The sequence below is a fragment of the Paraburkholderia phytofirmans OLGA172 genome, from assembly GCF_001634365.1.
Lineage (GTDB): Bacteria > Pseudomonadota > Gammaproteobacteria > Burkholderiales > Burkholderiaceae > Paraburkholderia.
In genome coordinates, this window is record NZ_CP014578.1 from 665065 (window position 1) to 689157 (window position 24093).

A 24093-nucleotide genomic window follows, 5' to 3' on the forward strand; every position below is an offset into this window, starting at 1 on the left:
CGTAAGGGAGCAGTGGAGTAGTGTGCGCTGATTTTGGGGTTTAGGGGTGGGTTTTCGGTTTTTGCCTTCTTGGCGCCTTCGTCTGGTTGCCTATGGCGTGGTACCACCGCAAGGACTCTCGCAACCGGTCGGCCCGCATGCAGGCTCGAATTCAACTTCTATCTGATTGCGCTCGCCCAAGGGCACGGGCGAAGTGGCACGCCAGATCTTGGTATCGATGTTGATACGCTACGGAGCTACTCCCAGACTCTGGAGATATCCACTCACGGACTCTGCACGACGGCGGGCAACTACCGAAGCATCACGGTCGCGCTCGTCCGCGAAGCCGTAGGTAGCAACTGGCCCCTCCCTGACGGCACTATCGCGAACGGTTGCCAGCAGGTACGCTAGTTTTAGCCGATCAACGTTTGAAAGCGTAGTTACGGGACGTGCCATCTTGCCGCCGTACTGCAAGGCGAAACTGCATGCGTTAGCGTGACTCGCAAAAGAGACGCCGATAACGCTAGTCAGTGCAAATGACGTATCAAGCAATATTGTCCGCATTCTTGAGAGCCATTGCGGGCTCGTTTTCTGCAAGGCGCTTACCAAGAAGTTGTCCAAACATAGCGCCACGAATGCAAGAGTAATCTCAATGGCTTGCATCATAGTCCCCGGAGCCAAACAAGCGACTGTCGGCGAGGCACCTTCGTCGCTCGCGTAAAGAAAGCCCCGCCGAAGCGGGGCGGACATTGCTCAATCGTCCTGACTGGGATTGGTTAATTGTAAGCGATCCATCTTCGGCGTCTACCAACTGACGCTCTGAGCGAGGAGCATAGGTGTCCACCTAACATTGAGGTGGACACCTATGGCTGACAATAATCCTGAGTTGAGAGTCGTGTTCCAGAGCCGCGATGGGCGCAGGCGCTACGACGAAAAAGGAAAGCGCGCGCTCATCGAGGCAGCCTTGCAGCCCGGCGTATCCGTTGCCCGTGTTGCGCAGGAGCACGGGCTTAACGCAAATCTGCTGCGCAAGTGGATCACCAAGTACCTGATGGCGCGCGAGAAGGCACTCACGCAGGCGCCGCAGGATAGCGGCGCCGACGAACCGCATGGACTGAGTGCTGGGCAAGTCATCGACAGTGTACCGGTTGAGATTGTCAATTCGCAGAGGCACCCGGTGACAGAGCAACCTCCCGGCGCCTTTGTGCCGGTCATGCCGGCGCCGTTGCCAATGGCACCAGCGTTGGCGATGACGCTCTCGTTACACGTGCGCCTGTCCAACGGCGTTGAGTTCGACCTCGGCAAGGCAAGCATTGATGAGTTGACCACCGTCGTACAGATGCTGGGGAGGCTGCCATGTTCCGGTTCGACGTAAGCCTGAAAGTTTACCTCCACCGCGATCCGGTTGATTTCCGCTACGGCATGAACAGTCTCTCGATCCTCGTCGAGCAGGCCATGCGACTCAATCCAATGGACTCCTCTCTTTACATCTTCGGGAACCGGCGTCGCGACCGCATCAAGATCCTCGGCTGGGATGGCAGCGGGTTCTGGCTTATGACGAAGCGACTTGAGGCAGAGCACTTCATCTGGCCCGGCAACAAGACCGAAGTCGTGACCTTGACAACCGATCTGCTGCACGCGCTGCTCGACGGCGACGACATTACCACCATCCATCGCCATCCAAGGCGGGAATATCTGCGCGTGAGCTGAACGCGCGTCAGGCATGCTGGTCTAACCTGGCATGCCTGCCCAGATCACGATCTCCGCCGACGAACTCAATGCGTTACTCGCCATGCGGGAGGCGTACGCCACCCTGGAGCGCGCGCATGAAGAAACCCGCAGCATGCTGCGTCTGATGACTGCGGAGCGCGACCTGGCCGAGGAACGGCTGCGTGCTTACCGGCGTGATCTGTTTGGAGCAAAGAGCGAAGCACGGGACTCCGAACAGTTTGGATTGTTCAACGAGGCCGAAGCGCTTGGTGCGAATGCGACACCTGCCCAGGAAGAGACTCCCGGGACGAAGGTCGCGGAGCACACACGCAAAAAACGTGGTCACCGCAAGCCGCTTGATCCCAATCTGCCCCGTGAGATTCGCCGGCACGAACTTCCGGAAGCCGAGCGTTTCTGCAGCAACGACGGCCATGCGCTGGTGGAGTTCGGCGTTGAAATCAGCGAGCAGCTCGACGTGATTCCGGAACAGGTCCGCGTGATCCAGCATCAGCGGGTCAAGTATGCCTGCCCGTGCTGTGATCTGGGCATCAAGGTCACGCCGGCGCCGCTGCGCATCATCCTCCGGGGGTTACTGACCGAATCGGCACTCGCGTGGATCGCGGCCGGCAAATACCAGTTCGGTATGCCGCTGTACCGCCAGGCTGGACTGCTGCGTCGCTTCGGCGGTGATATCTCATCCAACACGATCGCAGCCAGCATGGTTCGCGTCGGCCTGGCGGCCCAACCAGTGATCAACCTGATGCGCGACGCGCTGCTTGATGCCGAGGTGATCCTGTGCGATGAGACGACCTTCCAGGTGCTCAAGGAGAAAGGACGAAAGCCACAGACGAAGAGCTATCTGTGGTCACAGATGACGGGCACGGGAATCCCGATCCGTTGCTTTACCTATACGCCGGGGCGTGGTGCGAAACTGGCCGACAAGTTGTTCACAGGTGTGCGGGAGGGCGCAGTACTGATGACAGATGGCTACGAGCCATACAACGGTATCGCCGAGCGATACAAGCTTGTGCATCTTGGCTGTGTTGTTCACGCGCGCCGTTACTTCGTCAAAGCAGAAGAAAACGTCCCCAAGGCTGCACGTACGCCAGATCTGCTCGCAACACGCTTCATCAAGCTGTTTGGCAAGTTGTTTGCCGCCGAGGCACGCAGTCAAACGTGGAGTGCTGACCGGCGTCTGCGCCTACGGCAGCGCTATAGTGCCCACGTACTCGAGGTCATCAAGGATCTCATGATCAAGCAGTCTCCTGGCGTGCTGCCGCAGAGTCTGCTTGGCAAGGCGCTGACATATCTGCGTGAGCAGTGGCCGAAGCTGGTTCGTTACATCGAAAACGGTGACTGGCCAATCTCAAACAACGCCTGTGAAAATTCCATTCGCCCCTTCTGCCTGGGACGCCGTGGCTGGCTCTTCTCGGATACCGTTGACGGCGCTAACGCGAGCGCCAATCTGTATTCTCTTGTTGAAACGGCGAAAGCCAATGGTATCGATCCGTACCGCTATCTGACCTGGCTGTTTGAACGGCTCCCCCTGGCAAAGACCGTTGATGATTACGACGCCTTGATGCCCTGGAAAATGCCACTCTCCCTGCGCTGATCCGCCGCCAAATCTACTTCACAAACACCACGCTCGTCCACTACTCAGAGGGACGGCGCTAATGGATCGCTTACGGTTAATTCATCAAGACGCTGTTTCGTGATTCGAGTCATGCAATCCCAAAAGTCAATAAAGCGCAACGATGCCTGGCCAACTTGATACACTTCCGCGTAACACTCATTGTCCCTGTAGAGTTGCCAGTTTGATTGGGCTTTCTTGAAGAACGGAAGTGCTTCAGGTTCGTCACTAGCCCGGTGCCCCCGGTCGCTATCTTTCGCGACATTTTCTATCTGAGCGAATTTGTTATTCAGAGTCTCAATAGCCGCCTCATAACGAAATTGGGCGCAGGCAGACAAATCCATCGTACCCAGCATTTCGTTCTTGCAGTACGATGCAACCTGCTGACGGGTTCTCCCTGAAAAATACGTACTAGTAGGCTTTGCCTTTTTGTAGTCAAATTCAGACCCGTAGATCGATGATGAGGCGTAGGCTGCATTGGCGATCAAAAGTAGAGCAACCAATACGCTAGTGGCGCGCATCATAAATCCCGGTTTCAAAGAGGTTGGCTTCCAGACGGCGATGCCATGGTACACGTTGCGAAACAAACGAACGGATTACCTGCGGCGCGCGCAAGCGTGAGACATGCTATTTTCATGGTTTCTTAAAGTAGAAGCCCCGCGTATGCGGGGCACTATATGGCTAACAGTGCGTTACTTATCTGCGCAGACAGGAATTAACGTTACTTCCGCTCTTGTACCCGTCGGCTCATATTTATCGTTCGGCATTGTGGGTTTGTAGACATGAGCTATAACGCCCATCGTGGCGGATCGGACTCCGAGAACATCTAGCGTTTGCTTAACGTTTTTGGCTCGATCTTCCGCGGTGCCTTGCGGATCATGTTCGCGCTTATCAGCCAAGCCGACGATAGAAACTCCTTCGAGGGTAGAACTTTTGCTGCGTGTATCTACGATCCAATTCGCAAGGGAGAGGATTTCTGAGTTATTGATCGCACTAGAATTGAAGTCGAAATTGATATCTTTCGTTTGTCCTGGTTGGCTCGCCGGACCGGAGCAAGCGAAGGCGCTTGACATGGCAAGCGCTGATAGCATCGACGAGGCAATACGTTTCAATTTAATCCCCTTCAACGATGTAGCCGGCTACGCTGTCTGCGTTGTCGAGAGCTAGATCGGAATTTCCTTGCGCCCACTCTCGCAACGTGTAAGCGATTGTGTATTTGTTGTCCTTGGTCGCCATGGTGTCCATGAAATGCGTTGCTTCGTGAATGACCGTTGATACGCGTGAGTCTGAATCAGCCGACCAATGACGCATGGTGCAAAACAGCGGACTAATACTAATTGTATGCGTAGCCGTATCAGGCGCGCAGACGTGGGCAGCCTCCTGGCCGCTACCCGCCGGATTGGCCATACACCCTGTAGTTCTATCTCGGTCGCTACCGCTACGAACAAAGTTCGCGGGGCTCAAACTACGTAGCACGGCCGCAATTCTCGGCAGCCCGTTTAGGAGGAGGGTGTGTGCTGATTCGTCGTTGCGACCGAACCAACGCTGTACGCGTGCGCGCTCACTGGGTGGCCAAATCCTTAACGCGGCGATGCGGGCGTCAACTAGGGGAATGGCGCGTTGAAGGATGCTGTCAATGACCTCCCTGAATTCTTTGTTCGTCATGTTCTCACATATTTTTTCCGTGTTAAGTGTCACGTGAACCATTGAGCCCGGTGTGGTATTCGTCACAGCGCCGGAATGTACCTCGATCCATTCTTCATTCTTACCGGACTTGAATCCGTATTTATTGCTTCCCCCAAAGTCACTCATTCTCGATTGCTCCCGTTGTGTAAAGCCCCAAACTCGATGCAGCATCCGTCTTGATGCGCTCAGTTTTCCCTTTCGCGTTCGTGGCTCCCGTTATCACCCGTTCGTCGTCTACAACGATCCGGTATCGCACGTTCGCGAGCCGCCGCCATGCTTCATCGAGCAACGTAAATTGCTCGTCGTACTGCTCCGCTGGTGGGGCTTTGTGTGGCGCAGCGCTCGCTGTGCCGGTGTCTTTCTGCATGAACATTCCGGCATCCGCGCCCGCGATAACGCGGTTCTTTTTTCACGGGCATGGAACCTGATCACCGTTAATGGCTGCGGCTCGGCTCCGCTCGCCAACACCTCCACCGGTTCCAACAATCTTCCACAGGCCTTTGCAGTTACCACACGTCGCCTGGTCGCAGTGGAGTGCGACCTTTCGGCCTCCATCGTGAATCGTGCCACTGAATGTAACGACCTTGCCGCGCGTCGTAGTTGGGTCGTCATGCCTTACTGTGGGGATTCGCATTCAGGCGCTTCCTTCGTGTGCGTCAACCTCTAGCGTCAGCCGCAGCGCGCCTTCCGTGTTGATTCGCTGCGTGCAGCCGTTCGCATCGGTTACGCCGCTCGCTACGACCGTCGCCCCGTTACGCACCCGGTATCGCACATTTGGGAGTGGTTGACCGTTACCATCTTTAAGCGTGAACTGTTCGTCGTAAATGAGGCGCGGCGCGGGCGTTTCGCGGGCTCTTGAAGGAGCGGCGTCGCCGTCATCCCGGATAATCCAGCGACGCCCGTAAATAGCGATGATGCGAGGGTGGTCAGGACATTTGCATGACACCCAGTCACCTCCGACAGCCTGACGCCGCCCGCCGTTCACCAGATCAATCATGCGGCGCGCGCCGCTTACGCCCGCGCCTCCGATAATGACGCCCTGGCTATCACATGCCTGGCAATAAGCCGGATCACCGATAAACACCATGCGGCGAGGCCGCCCGCTTTCATCCGTAATCGTTCCACAATGTCCGCTCGCGAAAACCTGACTACCCTTGCCGCTCGTCAGTGGATCGCCTTCAACTGCTGCATAGTAGGTGCCTGCCATGTTTAGCTCCGTGCCCCTTACTGGCGCGTGAGTGCGACGCGGTGTTCGTCCAGGGGGACAAAGGTCGTTGACGTGCGCGGCTCGCGGTGCGGGCTGTCCGTGATGACATCGCCGTTGTCCAGCAGACTGCCAACGACCGCATAGGCATGGTTTGCATTGCCTGGAATGCCGACGCCGGTAATGATGCGTGCGCGGCTGCCGTCCTGGTACTGGACGAAATCGCCAATGCTCGCGGCGTATCGCTGCGTTTCGCCAACTTCCCAGGCGCTTGACGCTTCGAGCACGACGCCGCCCCGCGCGGTTGTTGCACCGCGTGTTGCGAAACGAGCCACGGGTTTTCTTGGTGGCGGCGTCCAGGCAGGGTCGAACAGGCCCGCGATCTTTTCGCCATCCTTCACGGTTACGCCAGCATCAAGCTCGGACCACAGCGTTTCGATGATGCGGTCGCCGTTGCTGAGACTGCTGCCGACAATCGCAGCGGGGCGATCTGCAATGACAAAAGCGAAACCGGCGCCATCGGTAATGACGGCCTCGCTGCCGTCGCGGTAGGTGACAACACAGCCCACGGTCGCGACCGGCAAACCGGCAAGATGAAACGTTGAGCCGGTAGACACACGCCCGCCGCGCTCGGTGCGCGCGCCGATGGTGGCGAACAGGTACGTCGTCTGGTTTTCCTTCTGTTCCGGCATCTTCAAGTCTCCTGCGTGAATGAGCACGGCTTCGGCTGCCACGTAAGGGCAGGCACGCTATTAAGCGCGTGCGGAAAATCCAGCCTAGCTGAATACAGAAACAGAACGAATAGGAAAAGCCTGAAAAATCACAAACCACTTCATGCCGTACCACGGCGGTTGCGCGAAACGTTACAGATGGTGGCGGGACTGTTGTAAACCCGCTTGAAGGCGCGTTTACTCTGGCTTTTGTGGCCGGGGAAAAGCGATGCCGGAAGACGTGCTGAGTATTGAAGAGGCGTTTGACGATTTACGCGATCCGCGCAGTCGCACGCCAGTCACGGGGCAAATGTAAAGATTAGTTATAATTTGCGCGTTTAGCCTGATTGGTTGATCGTCTTAAAAAATAGGTGCGTTAGATTGTTCCTGCCGTTAGACAAAACGGCGCGGGTTTAGCAGCCCGCAGTAGAGAATCGCACTACCTACGAAAGTGGGTAGTGCCCAGCCATGCGCGCCTTTTCTATGGGCGGGCCGTGGGGGGAGAGCCGCAAGGCTCGCCGGTTCTGATTCTCTACCCGGTCTGCTAATCCGCCTACGTGCCCGCTCACCCCATCTTTTAGCGAGTGTCGGGCGATTCAGGAACGAACCGGAAATCGCACCATGAGCAAATCTACTACGAAGACCCAACCCGAAACACGTCCCGCCGTTGACGCTCTCCAATACGAAAAACTAGCACTATCGGCGCACAATTTGTGTGGTCGCCAGTTGGACCAACTCAGGAGACTGGCTACTCTTGCGGCCTCAATATGCAGGACTCCTTCCATGACGCGGGACGAACGGCAAAACCAGAAAGCGCTGTTGGAACTGCTGGTCGAGACTGCCGAAGGTTATGAGCGGGAGCTCGAATGCGACCTCGAACTGTACCGGGTGATTGCACTCGATGCTAAGGGGATTGCTCACAGTCGTATCACGGCTAGATGTGCTGCGAACCTTCTGTCTGAGGCAGCGCAGGCGGCAGTGGAAACCAAGGCTGATGCGGAGCCGAGTATGGCTGCAACGCGCGAGCCTGTACGGGCAAGCGCTACTGCGAGGGCCGGTGAGCAGCAATCAGCCGCGCAGCACTAACCAACAATAACGGCCGCCGCGTCGCCGCAGCCAAGAAGGCGCGTTCAAATCGCGCCTTTTTTATTGCCTCTTGCGGTTTTTCTCGCGGGCAAGCTTGGCGGTCGGCATGAACCGAACTTCAATCTGCGCGGCGCTTACTGCTGCGCCAGGTCTCCGATGGCAATTCCCCGAATTGCCCGCGATACTCGCTCGAGAAATTCCCAAAATGCCAGAACCCCCATCGGGTAGCGACCTCGGTAACGGATGCGGCGCCTCTTAGTTCGCGCCGCACGTGATCAAGCCGAACCGCTCGTATATACGCTGAAGGATTCACCCCAAGGGTATCCTCAAACGCATATTGCAACGTTCGCCGGCTCGCGTGAAACCGCGCACATAGCTCGGCAACGGACAGCGGGCAATCCGGCGACTCTTCCACCACCTCGCGAATCCCTCTCACGAGTTGCCAATTCCGCGCGGTACGTGCCTCGAGATTCCCGTGCGGGTCCGCATGCTGCATGCCCTGCAATGTCTCAGCGAGACCGAAGATCACCGACTTCTCAAACGACGCCGCAACACCGGCATCATCGAGCAACGTCGGCGTCGCCGCCACGGCATCAAGCAAATGCTTCAGGACCTCGCGAAAGCCCTGCAATCTGGCAGGATCGACATTCAATACGCCAGGCTTCGCGCCCAGCAGCGACGTAATTTCATCGAGCTGCGAGCGCACCCGTTCATCACCAATCGCGCCAGGCTCGATCTCCAGATTCACCACGACGTGCTTGTCCGGCGATAAAAACTCGAACCCACCATCGCCGGAAAATACATGCAGTCCGTCACGATGGCTCGTCTGTCCGCACAGCAGTGCATGTCCTTCGAGTTGAAACGGAATGCCCACCGCCAGCTTGGATCGCGCCACCTGGCCGCGTTGATAGACCGTGCGGTTCAGGCGCTCCACCAGCACCCGCACGCCGCCCGCAAAAAACGAACTCACCGAGCCGTCGAAGGCGCCGCGCGAAATCTGGCAATAGCTCTGGTTCCACGCGTCGAGCAACATCGCCTGCTCGTCGATGTTCCTGCAACAGCGAATCTCGACGGCGCTGCTTGTCTGATTGACCGGCTGCATAGCTTCTCCCGATTCTGGTGGCGCTCCCCGAAAGCCTCGTGCCGATCAGTGTATGCGAAAAAAAATTTACGTCGCAGTGCCGGAGCGACCCATCCGGGGCACACATGTGGCTTCCTGCCCCGTGCCCGCACAGATCATGAGCACGGCGGCTGCCCGATACGGCAAGCATCCAAGTCTGGATGTAATGCATTTGTCAGTAAGCCGGATTTTTACGGGATTTTTACTTTTTGCCAATTTTGGATAGTCGCCGCTTTTGCCGCCCCTACTTTGTGCACAACGCAACGCAATCCAACGCACTGCACTGGACACTGGAACGGGAGTCACGCATGAGCAGATCGGCAGGCAGGCTTGAGGGCAAGATCGCAATCGTGTCAGGCGGCGCGACCGGCGCGGGCGGCGCGGCTTCACTGCTGTTCGCGCAGGAAGGCGCGCAGGTCGCCGTGGTCGATATCAACACCGATGCGGGCGAGGAAGTCGTGACGCGCATTCGCGCGGCGGGCGGCACGGCCGAACTGTTTGCCGCCGATGTGTCGAAACGCGCAGCCGTGGATGCCGCAGTGGCGAACGTCATGGCGCGTTTCGGGCGCATCGACGTGCTGTTCAACCATGCCGGCAGCATCGTCGTGAAGCCGTTCGTCGATACCACCGACGAAGACTACGACTGGCTCATGAACGTCAACGTAAAAAGCATGTTCATGATGACGCGCGCCGTGTTGCCGCACATGCTCGCGTCGGGCGGCGGTTCGATCGTGTGCACGGCGTCGATTTCGTCGGTGGCGGCCACGCCGCTCGAGGTGCTGTACTGCACGACCAAAGGCGCGTGCGCGATGTTCGCGCGGTCGATTGCCGTCGAGTATCGCGACCGTGGTATTCGCTGCAATGCCGTGTGCCCCGGCTTCATCGATACGCCACACGGACGCCGCGAAATCAGCGCGCTCGCCAAGTATGGCTTCGATGCGAGCGAAGCGGCGCTGTCGGTGCAGCAGGGCCGTCTGTGCGCGCCGGAAGAAGTCGCGCGCGCCGCGCTCTTTCTCGCCAGCGACGATGCCAGTTTCGTCAACGGCGCACACCTGTACGTGGATAACTGCTTTACGGCTGCGTGAGCCGGTCCCTCGTTGCGCGGTCACGCCTCTGCATCGCTTAGCCGCTTCGTCATAACCCTGTTCAAAGGATCGCGTCATGGACATCAACACGGCCGTGCCGTCGGCGGATCTCGCCGACAACGACGTCAAGCTGTTGCACAAGATGGGCTACGCGCAGGAACTGTCCCGGCGCATGGGGGCGTTCTCGAACTTCGCGGTGTCGTTCTCGCTGATCTGCATTCTGTCGGGCGGCATCACGTCGTTCCAGATGGGCTTGTCGGCGGCGGGCGGGGCGTCGATCGGACTCGGCTGGCCGCTCGGCTCGTTGTTCGCGTTGGTCGTGGCGGCGGCGATGGCGCAGATCGCGTCGTCGTATCCGACGGCCGGCGGCCTCTATCACTGGAGTTCGATTCTTGGCGGCAAAATGTGGGGCTGGCTCACCGCGTGGCTGAATCTGCTCGGTCTCGTGTTCGTCGTCGCCGCGATCAATTACGGTACCTATGATCCGTTCTTTCGCACGTTGATCGCACCGATGTTCGGCGTGAATCCGGATTCGCTCGGGTGGTGGCAGCAGACGCTCTTTCTGACGGTGATCACCGCTTCGCAAGCATTCCTGAATCATCGCGGCATTCGCATCACCAGCAAGATCACGGACCTGTCGGGTTATCTGATCTTTGTGGTGACAGTCATGCTGGTGGTTTCCCTGCTGGTGTATTCGCCGGTCAAGATCGACCTGTCGCGGCTCTACACCTTCACCAACTTCACGGGCGTCGATGGCGGCGCGTGGCCCAAGCAGACCATCGCCATGGCGTTTCTGTCCGGCCTGCTGCTGACTGCTTATACGATCACGGGCTTCGACGCCTCCGCGCATACCTCGGAGGAAACGCATCACGCGGCGCGCAATGTGCCGCGTGGCATTGTCGGTTCCGTGTTCTGGTCGACCACCTTCGGTTACGTAATGGTGTGCGCATTCGTACTGGTGATGCCGGATATCAGCGCAGGGGTGAAGCAGGGCACCGGGTTCTTCGAAGCGATTCTCGCGCCGATTCCGGGACCGCTGCGCATCGTGATCGAATTGCTGATGTTCTTTATCAACTACGTATGCGGTCTCGCCGCTGTCACGTCGACCTCGCGCATGATGTTTGCGTTTGCCCGCGACGGCGGCTTGCCTGGCTCGAAATGGCTGCGCAAAGTGAATGCGGCACATCGCACGCCGGGTGCCGCGATCTGGACCTCGGCGGTGCTGGCGATCGTGGTGACGTTGTACGGCGACGCCTTCACGGTGCTGAGCGCGGGTAGCGCGGTGTTCCTGTTCATCTCATACGCCATGCCGATTGCGGCTGGCATTTTTGCCGAAGGTCGCGTGTGGAAGGAAAAGGGCCCGTTCCAGTTAGGCATGCTGTCGAAGCCGTTCGCGGTGGCGGCGGTGTTCGGCGCACTCGTGCTCGCTTATGTCGGTATGCAGCCGCCGAATCAGAAGGTGGTGTACGTGATTGTCGGATTGCTTGCGGTGTTGCTGGCGATCTGGTACGGCGCGGGCGTGCGTAAGAGCTTTGCGGGTCCGCCGATCGGCAACGCGTCGAAGGAGCGCGAGCAGGAACTGAGTGGGATGGAGGGGCAGCTGGGGGAGAGCTGAGTCACAGCGCGCTCGGGGTAAATCTTGCCTGCGGGCAACCGAAGGCGGGAATGAATCGCGGCGCGCACAACCCATCTCTACTACGCATACCTTATCAATTAAATCGTTCACAGCGGCTAATGTGTCGGCTCCGCCAGACCTCCATGCCTGCCGCGACGGATCGACAGTGCCAGACGCCGCGACCTGTCCTGCACGCCGCTAGCGGAGACCTCCTCCGTAACGGGCTTGGCCGGCGTCGTCTCGCTGCGCCACCCGCCCTCGACGATTGCGCGCTGAAGCAGCGTCTGCGCTTCGGTATTGCCGCCCTCTAGCGCGAGCACGGCGCTCGCCGCTTCCATCACGCAAGGCCATGCTTTGGCGAGCGCGCAGGCCCGCGCGCGCGCCAGTTCGCCAGCGGAACCGGCCGGCGCCGGCGCGGCTTCGAGCCGCTCCGCGACCGGACTTAAACCGGATGAGGCGGCGTTCGCAGTGGGGGTGGCGGCCGCGGTGTCAACCGATGTCGGCGTTGAGTGAACGAGTGCGACCGGCTGCCGCGTCCGACCGTCGCGCCCGTTCCCTTCGAAGATCACGACCGCCGCCAGGATCAGCACGAACGAAGCAAGAGTGAGCGTCGCGCTCATGACCAGGCCCCAGCCGAATCTGGGAGTTGCCGTGTTGCGCGTGTGTGGCGACGCAGCATGCATGGCTTGCAAGGATGACGCTTCCCCGTTTCGCTTATCGCTCATCGCTACGCCCGGTCCGGTTAAGGTAGCGCAGCGTACCGAATGGTCTGCGTCACCACTTGATCTGTGTATCGAAGGTGCCGGTTTCCACGATTTCGAACTTCATCTCGCCGCGATAGGTACCTTCTACGCGATAGCTCGCCGTGGGAACGGCGAACAGGCAACGGGGACCTGATGCAACGAAATCCATCAGCACACGCCCGTGACGCCGCAGCTTGACCGATACGTCTGACAATGGCGCACCGCCCTGTCCGGACACGAAGGTCACGCCAAGATTGAACGGGTGGTTAGGATCGGGCGATGTGACTGCCTTCTCGAAGCCGGCCTGACCGCAGACGTAGTAAAGCATTTCCTGGGCCCCGGCCGCCGCATTTGCCTCCGTATTTGGACCAGAGCCGGCGGGCCTTTCCTGCGGGACCGCGCTGGCGCCGCTGCCCAGCGCGGCAGCAATGACTAGCAAATGCACTTTGCGCAAGCTGCCCATGACGACCTCCCTCCCACGATCGTTGTCAACAAGAATAGGGACGTGCCGCCGAAAACGCAATGAAAAAAAGACGGAAAAATTTCCTCCATGAATTAATCAGGAATACGATTTACCGACTTATTCTTATTTTGACCTGACCCGTTGTAACTAAAGTTTACTTCCGAATCGAATTGCAACAGCGCAAGCGGAGAACGTGCCACGACGGAAGCCCGTGCCACGCAAAACGAAAACGTTGATGGGTGTGGCTCTGCCCGACAGACCGCTGTTCTGCTTACGTTTGCAACGATATAAAGCGTTTTTCCGGGCGTTACAATTGCGCTCGCGCATTAGTAGGCACCCCGATAGCGCGTGCGATAACGCCGGCTATCATTCAGACACGCAGCAGCCTGGATGTGTCTTTGCGTTCGCCGAATCAAGCGGTTTTTCTCGCACCGGCAGTACCGAAGGGCCCGTTTCGCGCCGCGTCGCCTGGTCGCCTGTGAAGTATTCGGCACACGACGGTCACCTTCTCTTCCCGCCATATTCGCTCCGCGCGGTCACGCTGACCGGGCACGAATGTAGCTATTTTCGATGCGGTCATCGTTCCACTACGACTGCAGTCCTCAGAAGAAAGTCTTCAACACCAAGGACCTATCGTGATTGCTCTGCCAAAGCGTTTGCGTACGTCGAGTTGCAGTCCTTTCGTTAGCTGTGCGCCAGTCATGCTCCTGCTCATCTCGTCGATGTGTGCCGCGGTCGAAACGGATAGCGGCGATGCGCGTGAGCCGACCGATGTCGCAGACTCGCGCAACGTCGCCGATACCCAGTCTAGCGATGCGCTGCGCAAGGAGGTGTTTGGTCTCGCCACCGGCGGTGGCGCCCTCAAGGCGTTGGAGGAGGCCAAGGCGCGACCTGATGTATTTACGCCGGTAGATATTGCACAGCTTGAAGAACTTGCAGTCCGTCAGCAGGTGCGCGGCGGACGCGACAAAGCGCGCGCGATGACCAGCCCGGATCGCTTCGACGCGCTCGACAGCGCGCTTCAGGAAGCCGATCGGCTGGACGCGAACTGGCCGCGCACGCCGGACTATGCAGCGGTGCGCTACGCACTCGCCGGCGACCGCACGGTCGCGTTCGCGGGGCGCGGAAAAATGAAAGACGCGGTGACTTCCTACGAGTCCATCCCGTCGAGCGCCGAAATATCCGTCGAAGCGCTCGGCGCCGCAGGCGACGCTTACAGCTATCTGAACCAACCTGACAAAGCTGAAGAGGCGTATCGCAGAGCCGTCCGGCAGGCGACCGCGGCAGCAGCCGATCCGGCCACGCGCGGCTATCAGTATGGGACCCGTACGCGCCCCATTGATCTGCGCGAGGGGCTGTTCTATGCGCTGTGCGACCAGGGAAAATATGTGGAAGCGGGCAAGGTGCTCGACGAGATCAGCACGTCTCTGCCGCCGGCCGATCAGGTGAGACCCGAGGATGTGGCGAACGACGACTATCAGCGGCTGTACCGGTTACGTGCGCAATATCTGATCTACGTCGGCAAGCCCGATGCAGGACTGGCGGAGCTCAAGCGCCTCGAACAACAAATCCCGTTTAGTGCGGATGTGCGCAACGCCGAAGCCGACACGCTGCTAGGCCAATCGCGCGTGCGGGCGGCGCGCGATGTGTACACGGCGACGCTGAATGATCATCCGGATAACGTGGAGGCGCTGTCCGGTCTCGGGCGCACCTCGATCGACATCGGCGACTACTCGAACGCGCGGCAGATCAATGACGCGCTGGACAACACGTTTCCAGAGAATGGCGCCGTGCGCAATTTCCAGCGTGACTACCAGGCTTTTCATGCGCCCGTCATGAGCATCGACGTGAACGCCGAGCATGGCAACTCCGTGCTCGCCGACAATTCGTTCTCAACAGACGTGTTCCTGTACTCGCCACCGATTGCCGATTACTGGCGCGCGTTGGTGCACACGTTCTACGGCTATGCGAGCACCGACATCGGCAACGTGAACCGGATCCGCCAGGGAGTGGGCGGCGACTACCGGCGCGGGCCGCTCACGGTGCTCGGCGAGCTCACCCGTTCGTTCGGCCCCGACGGCCGCACAGGCGGCAATGGCGAAGTCGAGTACGCATTCAGCGATTACTTCAAGGCGACAGCCGCGGTGGACAGCGATGACAACGCGCTACCGTGGAAGGCCTATGTCGAGCACATCTGGGGGCGCACGGCACGCGCGGGGTTCAGCTTCGCCAACGGCGACCGGCAGTCCGCCAATCTCAGCTACTCAGTCGGCCGCTACAGCGATTCGAATTTTCATCAAGAGGTCACGATCGGCGGCACGCAGCGCGTGTTCACCGCCGCCAACCAGCTGATCAACGTGTCGCTGACCGGCGACACCAGCAGCAATACGGTCGCCAACGCCGCCTATTTCAATCCGTCGCGCGACTACTCGATCGAAGCGACCGCGATGCATCAATGGTCGATCTGGCGGCGCGGCGAACGGGCGTTGCAACAGCGCATCTTTCTGTCGGGCGGCGCGTACAACGAACGGGGGTTCGGCACAAGCGCGTTCTGGGGTGCGCGCATCGAGCATGCATGGACGTTCACTCACGACATCACGTTCAGCTATGGCATAGGTGTGGCCAGCCACGTCTATGACGGCTCACGCGAACTCTCCGAAACCGGCTACCTGGTACTGAACGTACCGTTCTAACGTGGGAAGGGTTCGACGATGGAATCACGCAGGCGCTTTATCTGTGGCTGTCTCGGAGCGATGGCGGGCTGTACGCTGTTTCCTTCGCTGACGCCCGCCAAACTCATCGACATCCTGCCGCCGTCCGATCCCGCCGACGGCAAGACGTTCCGGGTGATCTGCTTTCACGATGTCCGCGACAATCTGCGCTCGTCGTTCGATACGATGAACATGCTCGACCCCTATGCGGTCGACACCGGAACGCTGACTTCGATCTTTTCGTGGCTGCAAGCCAACACGTATCGTCCTGTCACCGTCAGGGATATCGAGGCGTCGCGCAACGGCGGCAAGCCGTTGCCGCCGCGCGCCGTGCTGCTCACCTTCGACGACGGCTTCCGCAGTCATTACAAGAAGGTGCTGCCGCTCCTGCAGCGCTTTCGCTACCCGGCCGTGATGGGCATCGTCACGTCGTGGGTCGACACACCGCCCGACACGCCGGTGCGTCTTGCCGACAACTTCGTCGTGCCGCGCGACACGTTCATGTCATGGGACGACGTGCAAAAGGTGGCGGCCTCGGGTCTGGTCGAGATCGCGTCACACACCCACGACCTGCATCATGGTGCACTCGCCAATCCGCAGGGCAATGAGCTGCCGGCTGCCACCTCGCACCTGTACCTGGCCGACCAGAAACGCTACGAGACCGACGCCGAGTTCGAAGCGCGCGTGACCGACGACCTGCGCGAATGCCTGCAGAAACTGCACGAGCGCACCGGTGTCACCGTGCGCTCGATGGTCTGGCCATATGGCGCGGAGAACCAGCCGGTGCGGCGCATTTCGTCGTCGCTCGGCATGCACACGCAGTTCACCCTCGAAGCCGGCCCGAACACGCCCGATGTGCCGCTCGACCGGCTGCGCCGCATTCTGATGACCTACAACGTCGACATCGGCGCCTTCGAGCTGTCGATGCGCGAGCCGGCGACCAACCGCGGCGAAATCAATCCGGTCGAGCGGGTCGTCCAGATCTCGCTCGACGACGTGTACGACCCGCAGCCCGACTTGCAGGAGAAAAAGCTTGGCGATCTGATCGAACGGATCTACCGGATGCAGCCGAGCTCGGTGTATCTGCAGGCGTTCTCCGACCCAAAGCACACGGGCGTTGCCGAAGCCGTGTATTTCCCGAACCGCCATTTGCCGGTGCGTGCCGATTTGTTCTGCCGCACCGCATGGCAGCTCAATACGCGCTCCCACGTTCAGGTCTATGCATGGATGCCGCTGCTCGCGTTCCGTCCGCCGGCGGCGCTCGCCGGGCGTATGGAAGCGGTCACCGCCGCGGCCGGCGCGCCGGCGAACCGGCGCGAAGCGAACCGCTATCGGCTGAGCCCGTTCGATCCCGCCGCACGCACTTTCATTCGGGAAATGTATGAGGATCTCGGCAAGTATTCCGCGTTCACCGGTCTAATGTTCGGCGAGGACGCGGTGCTCGACGATTACGAAGATGCCGGCCGTCACGCGGCGCAGATAATGCAGCGTTGGGGGCTGCCCACCGACATCGGCCGCATTCGCGCTGACCCGGCGCTGATGAGCCGCTGGACCGACGCGAAGACGCAGCACCTGATCGATCTCACGAAGGAACTCGAACAGATCATTTTCAATAGCCAGAACGGCGGCGACGTGCTGACGGTGCGCAGCATCTACCCCGAGGTGTTGCTGGACCGCACCGCCCCGGCTCGCTACGCGCAGAGCTACGCGGCCTTCCTGAGCAACTACGATTTTGTCGCCGTGCTGGCGATGCCGTCGCGCGAAAACGTATCGAACCCCGAGCGTTGGCTCGACTCGCTAGCGGATATCACCCAGGCCACGCCGGGCGGCGAGCGGCGCACGGTGTTCGAATTGCAGGCGGTGGACTGGGGCACCGGCGCCGACGTCCCGACCGCGACCCTGCTCGGCGAGATGCGCCGGCTGCGGCAGCGCGGCGCAGTGAACTTTGGCTACTACCCGGACAACTTCGCGCGCAACGCGCCCGAGCTGGATGCGATGCGTGACCTGATGTCGCTGCGCTCGCGGCTCGATCCCACTTCGATCAACGCGTTGCTTCAGGCCCAGCACAAAGGAGTGACACGCTGATGACGCACGTCATTATCAACCGCCTGCAAGACTTCATCTTTTTCTATCCATTCTTTATGTCGTACCTGTGGATGATCGGTGGCATCGTGCATTTCTTCGCGCTCGAAAAAGGCCGCACGCGATCCCGGCGAGCGCTGGTGATGGCGGGCATGCCCAAGGTGTCGGTGATCGTCCCGTGCTACAACGAGGAATCGAACGCGCATCGCGTGATCCGGCATCTCGCGCAGCTCGACTACGAGAACTACGACATCGTCGCCGTCAACGACGGCAGCAAGGACCGCACCGGCGCGATCCTCAACGAGCTCGCGGCGGAAATCCCCCACCTTACCGTGATTCATCATGCCAGGAACGAGGGCAAGGCGATCGGGCTCACGACTGCGGCGGCCGTGACGAACGCGCCTTATCTGATGTGCATCGATGGCGATTCGCTGCTCGCGTCCGACGCGATCGAATGGATGCTCGAGCATTTTATCTCCGACCCGAACGTCGGCGCGGTGACCGGCAATCCGCGCATCCGCACCCGTACATCGCTGCTTGGCCGGATGCAGGTCGGCGAGTTTTCGTCGATCGTCGGGCTCATCAAGCGCACCCAGCAGGTGTACGGGCGCATCTTCACGGTCTCGGGCGTCATCACGATGTTCCGCAAGACGGCGCTCGCCGATGTCGGCTACTGGAGCTCCGACATGCTCACCGAAGACATCGACATCAGCTGGAAGCTGCAATGCCGAGACTGGCGCGTTGCATACGAACCGCATGCGCTCAGCTGGATTCTGATGCCCGAGACCTTCAAGGGCCTCTACCGGCAACGCCTGCGCTGGGCCAAGGGCGGCATTCAGGTGCTGATGAAGTACGCGCCAGCGATTGCGCGCCCTTCGCAGGTGATGATGTGGCCGCTGTTTGCCGAGTATCTGCTCGGCATTGCATGGGCGTACGCAATGACGTTCATTCTCGGCCTCGCCATCGTCGGCCTGATCGTGCCGCTGCCGAGCGACTGGCACATTGCCTTGCTGCCGCACTGGCACGGGATGCTGCTGGTCGCCACCTGCATTCTCCAGTTGATTGTCGGCTGCCTGATCGACGGGCAGTACGACGACAAGCTGCTGCTGTATTTCCTGGACACCGTCTGGTATCCGCTCGCTTTCTGGCTGATCAACATGGTCACCACCGTCGTTGCGCTGCCCACCATCGTGCTGCGTCAGCGTGGCAAACGCGCCATCTGGACGAGCCCTGACCGAGGTATTCAACATGAACAACGCGCCCGTCATTGACCTCTCGCTGCGCTCCCCCCGTCAGATCATCGCCGACAAAGGTCTGAAGATAGGGCTCGCGCAAGTCGTATGGTTTCGCCTCGTCCGGCCTGCTTCCGTCGGCTCAATGTGGGCGGCGATCGGCGTCTATATCTACCGGTATTTGATGCCGTTCGACGAGGGCGATCTGCCGCTCGAACAGCTGGTTTCGTATCTGGTCGCGATCGGCTCAATTGCGTCGGGGCTCACGCTGTGGATGATCGCGTCGCGCGTCGCCCATCCGTTCGCGTCACGCTCCAGGATGCAACGGCTCGTGCGGCGCACCGCCGGGCTCACGGTCGAGCCAGGGCCGCTCGCCGCGATGTCGATGGCGCGCCGCGGCGCGGTGTCGCGCATCTTCGTCGCGTCGCACGATTCGAATGGCTTGATCGCCGCGCTCAAGGCGCTGTCGAACCCAGCGCCGAGAAAAAGCAACGCCGCGCCGGCGCGCCGCCCAACCGGGAGGGCCGAGTCGGGCTTGCACTGGCCCGAGTCGCCCGCGCCGTCTTCCCTCAACGGAAGCTGGAACGCTTCGTTTAGCGTTCACTATGTGGTGGGGCGTCGCCGGGAGCCCGATGCAGGGACTTGAGCACCCTATAGCATTCACACGCACGCATTTCGAGCGCTGGGCGCTGGCGGACGAACACGCTGCCGCGGCCGCTTGCGACGATGCCGGTAACGCTCAGCTTGTGCCGCGCCGCGCGCACCGAGCGAGGGGTCACGCCGAGCGCCTGCGCGACAGCGTGCCTACATCCCGTCAGTTCGGCTCGCGCCGTGTAAGGCATGCGCCGCAGACGGGATCGCCGGATGAAGGAGAACGACGACAATGCGCAGAATCAACCGGGATCCAGCTGCCGTTGCTGGCGCGCCGGCACAACCGCGCGCCCGTCTATCTGATCGGCCGCGTGGCGCAGCGCGCGCGTGGCGCGTTGCGCTGCGGTTCGCCACGCGCGCTGCCGCCCTGTGCGCCGCGGCGTCGGGCATCGCGCTCGCCACCAGCAGCCACGCGGCGAGCCCGGCGTCGGCCACGCTGCGCACGCCCGTCGGCGCGGTCGTCGCGGTGCCGGCGCCAGGCGTGGGCGATGAGCGCCGCTTCATGCACGGCATCGCCGAAGCAAGCGCGGGCAACGGCAAGACATGGGTTTTTTTCAGCAGTTCCGGCCTGCCGCCGCGCGGCGCCAACCGTGACGGCAGCTGGCCGCATGACGTCTATGTCGGCGAATGGTCGCCGGGCGACGCGCACCTCTCGCATGTGCGCATCTTCATCAAACGGCCCGAGGCGCAGGAACCCGTGTCGGTTGCGCAGAACGCCGCTGGTGACATCTTCGTCACGTTCGAAGACGGCTGGAACACGCCGAACAACGTCAGCCAGCGCTACGGCGTGTACCGGCAGAACCTCGCGGCGATCAAAGCGTATCCGAACGACGTCGAATCGGGCGGCCACTCCGGTCATGTCGCCGCAGTCGGTGAGCGCTTCGTCGTGTTCTATTCGGCGGACTGGGTCGACGGCGGCGGCGTCGATAATCTCGGCACAGGCGGCGGCGTGTACGTGCAAGTCTATGACGCACGTGGCCGCATGCTGTCGCATGTCGATGTCGCCGCCCACGTGCGCGAGTGGTGGCCGATGGTCGCCGGCTCGCCGCATCAGGCGTTGCTCGTCTGGCAGAAGTACATCCCCGGCAGCACGAGCGCGTTGCTCGAATATGCGCTGTTCGATCCGTCCACCGGCAAGCTGATCCGGCCCGCCGACAGCATCGACGCGTATCGCGTCCAGTACTACGTGTACGCAGCCGCCTACGTGCCGGCGATCGAACGATTCGTCGTGGAAGCCACGCTCGAGGACGGCCGAAGCGCGGTTTTTCTGATCGACGACGCCGGCCGTCGCACGGCCGAACTCAGTTGTCTGCCCGCGTCCGTACGCGAGTCGGGTATCGGCGTCGCGGCCAGCACGGCGTATGTGCCCACCCGCGACGGCCGTCTGATGGCGCTGGCGCTCGAGCCCGACAAGATCATGTTGCGCGGGCTGCAACGTGCGCCGTTTGCGTGGGGCAATACGGGCGCCATCGGCATCCAGAGCGGTGCGGACTCAATGCATTTCATCACGCTGTCCCCGGCGGGGCTGCGCGAAGCGGACTTCAACGCGAAGCGCGAGGTGGCGCCAGGACCTGCCGACCGCTGCGCGACGCAAGCCGCACAGTGACGCAAGGACTGACCAGTTCGACGACAACGGAGGCGAACATGTGTGGAATCGTGGCAGGCGTTGCCCAACGCAGCAGCATCGTGCCGGCGCTGCTCGAAGGCTTGAAACGGCTCGAATACCGCGGGTATGACTCGTGCGGCGTCGCGGTACTTCAACAACACGGCGCACCGCGCCGCATCCGCACGCTCGCCCGCGTGCAGGCACTCGAAACGGAGGTGCGCGCGGCCGACCTCAATGGTTCGACGGGCATCGCCCACACGCGCTGGGCGACCCACGGCATGCCGGCGATCGCGAATGCACATCCGATCTTTTCGGGAGACCAGATCGCCGTCGTACACAACGGCATCATCGAAAATCATGAAGCGCTGCGTGAAGCATTGATCGCCCAGGGCTATGAGTTCGCGAGCCAGACGGACACCGAAATCATCGCGCATCTGATTCACAGCCATTACTGCGGCGATCTGCTGGCCGCCGTCCACAATGCGATACGCGTGTTAAAGGGCGCCTATGCGATTGCGGTGATTTGCAAGGACGAACCGCAGCGGGTGATCGGCGCACGCCAGGGATCGCCGCTCGTGGTCGGCCTCGGCGCGGACGGCGCGTTTCTCGCTTCCGACACGTTTGCGCTCGCGCGCTGCGCGAGCCGCTTCATCTACCTGGAGGATGGCGATATCGCGGACCTGCTGCGCGGCGACGTGCGCATCGTCGAGCGCGACGGCGGCCCGGTCGTGCGCGATGTGCGCACGGTTGCGGAGCAGCCGGCCAATGCCGATCTGGGTGCCTATCGCCACTACATGCAAAAGGAAATTTTCGAGCAGCCGCTTGCCGTTGCCCGCACCGTGCCCCACCTCCACTCGCTCGATGCAACGCTGTTCGGCACCGCCGATCCCGTCGCGTTTGCCGGCATCGATAGCGTGCTGATGCTCGGCTGCGGAACCAGCTATTTCTCGGCGCTGACCGCGCGGGCGTGGTTCGAGAGCATTGCCGGCATTGCGGCGCATGCGGAACTCTCGAGCGAATACCGCTATCGCGACTATGTGCCGCAGCGCGGCACGCTCGTGGTGCCGATCTCTCAATCGGGCGAGACTGCCGACACGCTGGCCGCGCTGCGCTACGCGCAATCGCTTGGCGAGGAGCGGACCTTGACGATCTGCAATGTCGCGGCGAGCGCGATGGTCCGGCAGAGCAGGTGGGCGTTCGTCACGCAGGCGGGGCCGGAGATCGGCGTGGCGTCGACCAAGGCGTTTACCACTCAACTGGTTGCGCTGTTCCTGCTCGCATTGACGATCGGCCGTCAACGCGGCCGCCTAAACGCCGCGCAGACAGCCGCCTTGCTGCGTCAACTCGTCGGGTTGCCGGACGCATTGCGCGGCGCGCTGGCGCGTGAGCCGCAGATCATGGCATGGGCGCAGGAACTGCACCGGAAGGACCACGCGCTGTTTATCGGGCGCGGGCTGCATTACCCGATCGCGCTGGAGGGGGCGCTAAAGATGAAGGAGATCTCGTACATCCACGCGGAGGGTTATCCCGCTGGCGAACTCAAGCACGGGCCGCTCGCCTTGGTGACCGATGCGATGCCTGTCATCGTGACTGCGCCGAACGACATTCTGCTAGAGAAGCTCAAGTCGAACATGCAGGAGGTGCGGGCGCGCGGCGGGCAGCTATATGTAATCGCCGACGCGAACACGCATCTGGCGAGTGCGCCTGGTGTGCGGTTGATATGGATGCCTGATTACTACGGTGTACTGTCGCCGCTGCTGCATGTCGTGGCGTTCCAGCTGCTGGCGTACCATGTGGCGTGTCTGCGCGGCACCGATGTCGACAAGCCACGCAATCTTGCGAAATCGGTGACGGTGGAGTGAGGGCGGCGGTATCGGGCGGAGCGTCAAACAACGAGACCCCGCCCAGTTCGGCAATGTTTCGCGAACCGCCCTGCAAGCAAAACAGGCGCCTCTAGAGTGGCAGTTCAGCTTAGTGGTGGTCGAACGGCAGCGAAGCCATCTGGGTGCTGGTCTTCGCTTCATGCCTTCCATGCGGCCGGTAGAGTTTTCCCGCGTAGCGATTTACCGCGCGTCCTCCCTGAGCAACGTGCGGCATGCCGAACGGCGACGCGCTCAGCGTATGAGGGGGCGCACAGCCTGGCCGCGTGTTTTTCTGGCAATCGACGTTGCGCAACGCGGCCCCGCGTTCCGACAGAAGCGTGGCCGAGTGGCCCTGCGAACCGGCTCGCGACGTGCCGGAGCCCTGGCGCAACGAACGGCTGGCGGTGACCGAAGCCAGGTTCGTCTTGCGAGCCTCGCCGGCATCCGTGTTGGCCGCCGGCGGCGCTCCGAAATAGCGCGAGGTCTGCGAGTAGGATGTCCCCTGCAACCGGTCACCCGGGAACCAGGCCATGCCGCTCACGACGCCCGACGTGACGAGCGCGTCAACGCGCTTCAGCGCGGCGCCCGGCCGGCCCATTCCGGCAATTGCCACATAGCCGCCGAAGACCAGAAGAAACGCGGCCGCTGCGACCGCGGGCGCTATCCATGGCGTCATCTCGCGATCTGCTTCTTCTTCCCGCGCATCCAGGTCCGGGGGCCAGCCGTCCCCCAGCACGTGCGGCGCTGCGCGTCTCCACAGACCAAAGCTCAATCGATCCGCAATGCGGCCCCACCTTGTCACGCCTGCAGAGCGGGTATCGGTGCTGGACGCTGGTGTATCGCTGTCGGGGTTTCGGCTTGACATGATTGCGGTCCCTTTCGGCTCGACTATTTTGTCCACTTCAATCTAGCAGACGC

At 61.1% G+C, this 24093-nt stretch carries 23 protein-coding genes; 12 read left to right on the forward strand and 11 right to left on the reverse strand.

The features are described 5' to 3' along the window. The first annotated feature begins 844 nt into the window (after positions 1-844). From AYM40_RS02830 to tnpC, 3 genes are read left to right on the forward strand one after another with little or no spacing between them, the layout of a single operon-like run. Positions 845-1354 carry a transposase gene (locus AYM40_RS02830; RefSeq protein WP_063494892.1) on the forward strand — a complete coding sequence of 170 codons (510 nt, stop codon included), beginning with the start codon at positions 845-847 and terminating at the stop codon, positions 1352-1354. After that, complete coding sequence (tnpB, locus tag AYM40_RS02835; protein ID WP_063494893.1) at positions 1336-1689, forward strand: IS66 family insertion sequence element accessory protein TnpB; 354 nt, start codon at positions 1336-1338, stop codon at positions 1687-1689. Before AYM40_RS02830 ends, tnpB begins: the two co-directional genes overlap by 19 nt. Positions 1690-1720: 31 nt before the next feature. Then, positions 1721-3301 carry an IS66 family transposase gene (gene tnpC / locus AYM40_RS02840; RefSeq protein ID WP_063494894.1) on the forward strand — a complete coding sequence of 527 codons (1581 nt, stop codon included), beginning with the start codon at positions 1721-1723 and terminating at the stop codon, positions 3299-3301. A gap of 44 nt (positions 3302-3345) precedes the next feature. On the opposite strand, the gene AYM40_RS02845 is transcribed toward tnpC, so the two are convergent. The 7 genes from AYM40_RS02845 to AYM40_RS02865 all read right to left on the reverse strand — a co-directional run bounded on the left by AYM40_RS02845 (position 3346) and on the right by AYM40_RS02865 (position 6901). Continuing rightward, on the reverse strand, positions 3346-3906 hold the full coding sequence (locus AYM40_RS02845; protein ID WP_236720884.1) for a lysozyme inhibitor LprI family protein: 561 nt from the start codon (positions 3904-3906) through the stop codon (positions 3346-3348). A 105-nt stretch (positions 3907-4011) separates the two neighbouring features. Further along, a complete protein-coding gene (locus AYM40_RS39855; protein WP_148662082.1) occupies positions 4012-4431 on the reverse strand; it encodes a hypothetical protein in 420 nt (139 codons plus the stop codon). A 1-nt stretch (position 4432) separates the two neighbouring features. Then, on the reverse strand, positions 4433-5131 hold the full coding sequence (locus AYM40_RS02850; protein WP_063494896.1) for a M35 family metallo-endopeptidase: 699 nt from the start codon (positions 5129-5131) through the stop codon (positions 4433-4435). Continuing rightward, positions 5124-5372 (reverse strand): hypothetical protein, encoded by a 249-nt coding sequence (locus AYM40_RS02855; RefSeq protein ID WP_148662083.1) that lies wholly within the window; start codon positions 5370-5372, stop codon positions 5124-5126. The genes AYM40_RS02850 and AYM40_RS02855 overlap by 8 nt, the downstream gene beginning before the upstream one ends. 42 nt (positions 5373-5414) lie before the next feature. Next, positions 5415-5639, reverse strand: coding sequence for a PAAR domain-containing protein (locus AYM40_RS43570; protein WP_420488457.1), 225 nt, complete (start codon positions 5637-5639; stop codon positions 5415-5417). Continuing rightward, positions 5640-6212: a hypothetical protein gene (locus tag AYM40_RS02860; RefSeq protein ID WP_063494898.1), complete on the reverse strand. Its 573-nt coding sequence runs from the start codon at positions 6210-6212 to the stop codon at positions 5640-5642. Between the two features lie 17 nt (positions 6213-6229). Further along, a complete protein-coding gene (locus AYM40_RS02865) occupies positions 6230-6901 on the reverse strand; it encodes a PAAR domain-containing protein (RefSeq protein WP_120303414.1) in 672 nt (223 codons plus the stop codon). A gap of 639 nt (positions 6902-7540) precedes the next feature. Between AYM40_RS02865 and AYM40_RS02870 the strand changes: the two genes are divergently transcribed. After that, positions 7541-8005: a hypothetical protein gene (locus AYM40_RS02870; RefSeq protein ID WP_063494899.1), complete on the forward strand. Its 465-nt coding sequence runs from the start codon at positions 7541-7543 to the stop codon at positions 8003-8005. A 118-nt stretch (positions 8006-8123) separates the two neighbouring features. On the opposite strand, the gene AYM40_RS02875 is transcribed toward AYM40_RS02870, so the two are convergent. Beyond that, a complete protein-coding gene (locus AYM40_RS02875) occupies positions 8124-9107 on the reverse strand; it encodes a helix-turn-helix domain-containing protein (protein WP_063494900.1) in 984 nt (327 codons plus the stop codon). A gap of 326 nt (positions 9108-9433) precedes the next feature. Here AYM40_RS02875 and AYM40_RS02880 point away from each other — a divergent pair, with 326 nt between their 5' ends. Beyond that, positions 9434-10210, forward strand: a complete 777-nt coding sequence (locus tag AYM40_RS02880) for an SDR family NAD(P)-dependent oxidoreductase (RefSeq protein ID WP_063494901.1) — start codon at positions 9434-9436, stop codon at positions 10208-10210. A 76-nt stretch (positions 10211-10286) separates the two neighbouring features. Next, positions 10287-11825, forward strand: a complete 1539-nt coding sequence (locus tag AYM40_RS02885) for an amino acid permease (protein WP_063494902.1) — start codon at positions 10287-10289, stop codon at positions 11823-11825. Positions 11826-11941: 116 nt separating this feature from the next. On the opposite strand, the gene AYM40_RS02890 is transcribed toward AYM40_RS02885, so the two are convergent. Together AYM40_RS02890 and AYM40_RS02895 are read right to left on the reverse strand one after the other, a co-directional pair. Then, positions 11942-12445, reverse strand: coding sequence for a hypothetical protein (locus AYM40_RS02890; RefSeq protein WP_148662084.1), 504 nt, complete (start codon positions 12443-12445; stop codon positions 11942-11944). 154 nt (positions 12446-12599) lie between these two features. Further along, on the reverse strand, positions 12600-13031 hold the full coding sequence (locus tag AYM40_RS02895) for a hypothetical protein (RefSeq protein WP_063494904.1): 432 nt from the start codon (positions 13029-13031) through the stop codon (positions 12600-12602). A gap of 701 nt (positions 13032-13732) precedes the next feature. On the opposite strand from AYM40_RS02895, the gene AYM40_RS02900 reads away from it, so the two are divergent. The 6 genes from AYM40_RS02900 (at position 13733) to glmS (ending at position 23175) form a co-directional block, all read left to right on the forward strand. Continuing rightward, on the forward strand, positions 13733-15724 hold the full coding sequence (locus AYM40_RS02900) for a tetratricopeptide repeat protein (RefSeq protein ID WP_063494905.1): 1992 nt from the start codon (positions 13733-13735) through the stop codon (positions 15722-15724). A gap of 18 nt (positions 15725-15742) precedes the next feature. Further along, the gene (gene pgaB, locus AYM40_RS02905; RefSeq protein WP_063494906.1) at positions 15743-17827 is read left to right on the forward strand and encodes a poly-beta-1,6-N-acetyl-D-glucosamine N-deacetylase PgaB; all 2085 of its coding nucleotides are present in this window, start codon (positions 15743-15745) and stop codon (positions 17825-17827) included. After that, entirely contained in the window at positions 17824-19095 is a 1272-nt protein-coding gene (pgaC, locus tag AYM40_RS02910) for a poly-beta-1,6-N-acetyl-D-glucosamine synthase (protein WP_063494907.1), read from the forward strand. Before pgaB ends, pgaC begins: the two co-directional genes overlap by 4 nt. Then, a complete protein-coding gene (locus AYM40_RS02915; protein ID WP_063494908.1) occupies positions 19073-19702 on the forward strand; it encodes a hypothetical protein in 630 nt (209 codons plus the stop codon). The genes pgaC and AYM40_RS02915 overlap by 23 nt, the downstream gene beginning before the upstream one ends. 237 nt (positions 19703-19939) lie before the next feature. Beyond that, complete coding sequence (locus AYM40_RS02920; RefSeq protein ID WP_236720885.1) at positions 19940-21313, forward strand: hypothetical protein; 1374 nt, start codon at positions 19940-19942, stop codon at positions 21311-21313. A 38-nt stretch (positions 21314-21351) separates the two neighbouring features. Continuing rightward, positions 21352-23175: a glutamine--fructose-6-phosphate transaminase (isomerizing) gene (glmS, locus tag AYM40_RS02925; protein ID WP_063494909.1), complete on the forward strand. Its 1824-nt coding sequence runs from the start codon at positions 21352-21354 to the stop codon at positions 23173-23175. Between the two features lie 109 nt (positions 23176-23284). Here glmS and AYM40_RS02930 read toward each other — a convergent pair whose 3' ends face one another. After that, positions 23285-24040 carry a hypothetical protein gene (locus AYM40_RS02930; protein WP_148662085.1) on the reverse strand — a complete coding sequence of 252 codons (756 nt, stop codon included), beginning with the start codon at positions 24038-24040 and terminating at the stop codon, positions 23285-23287. Positions 24041-24093: the final 53 nt, after the last annotated feature.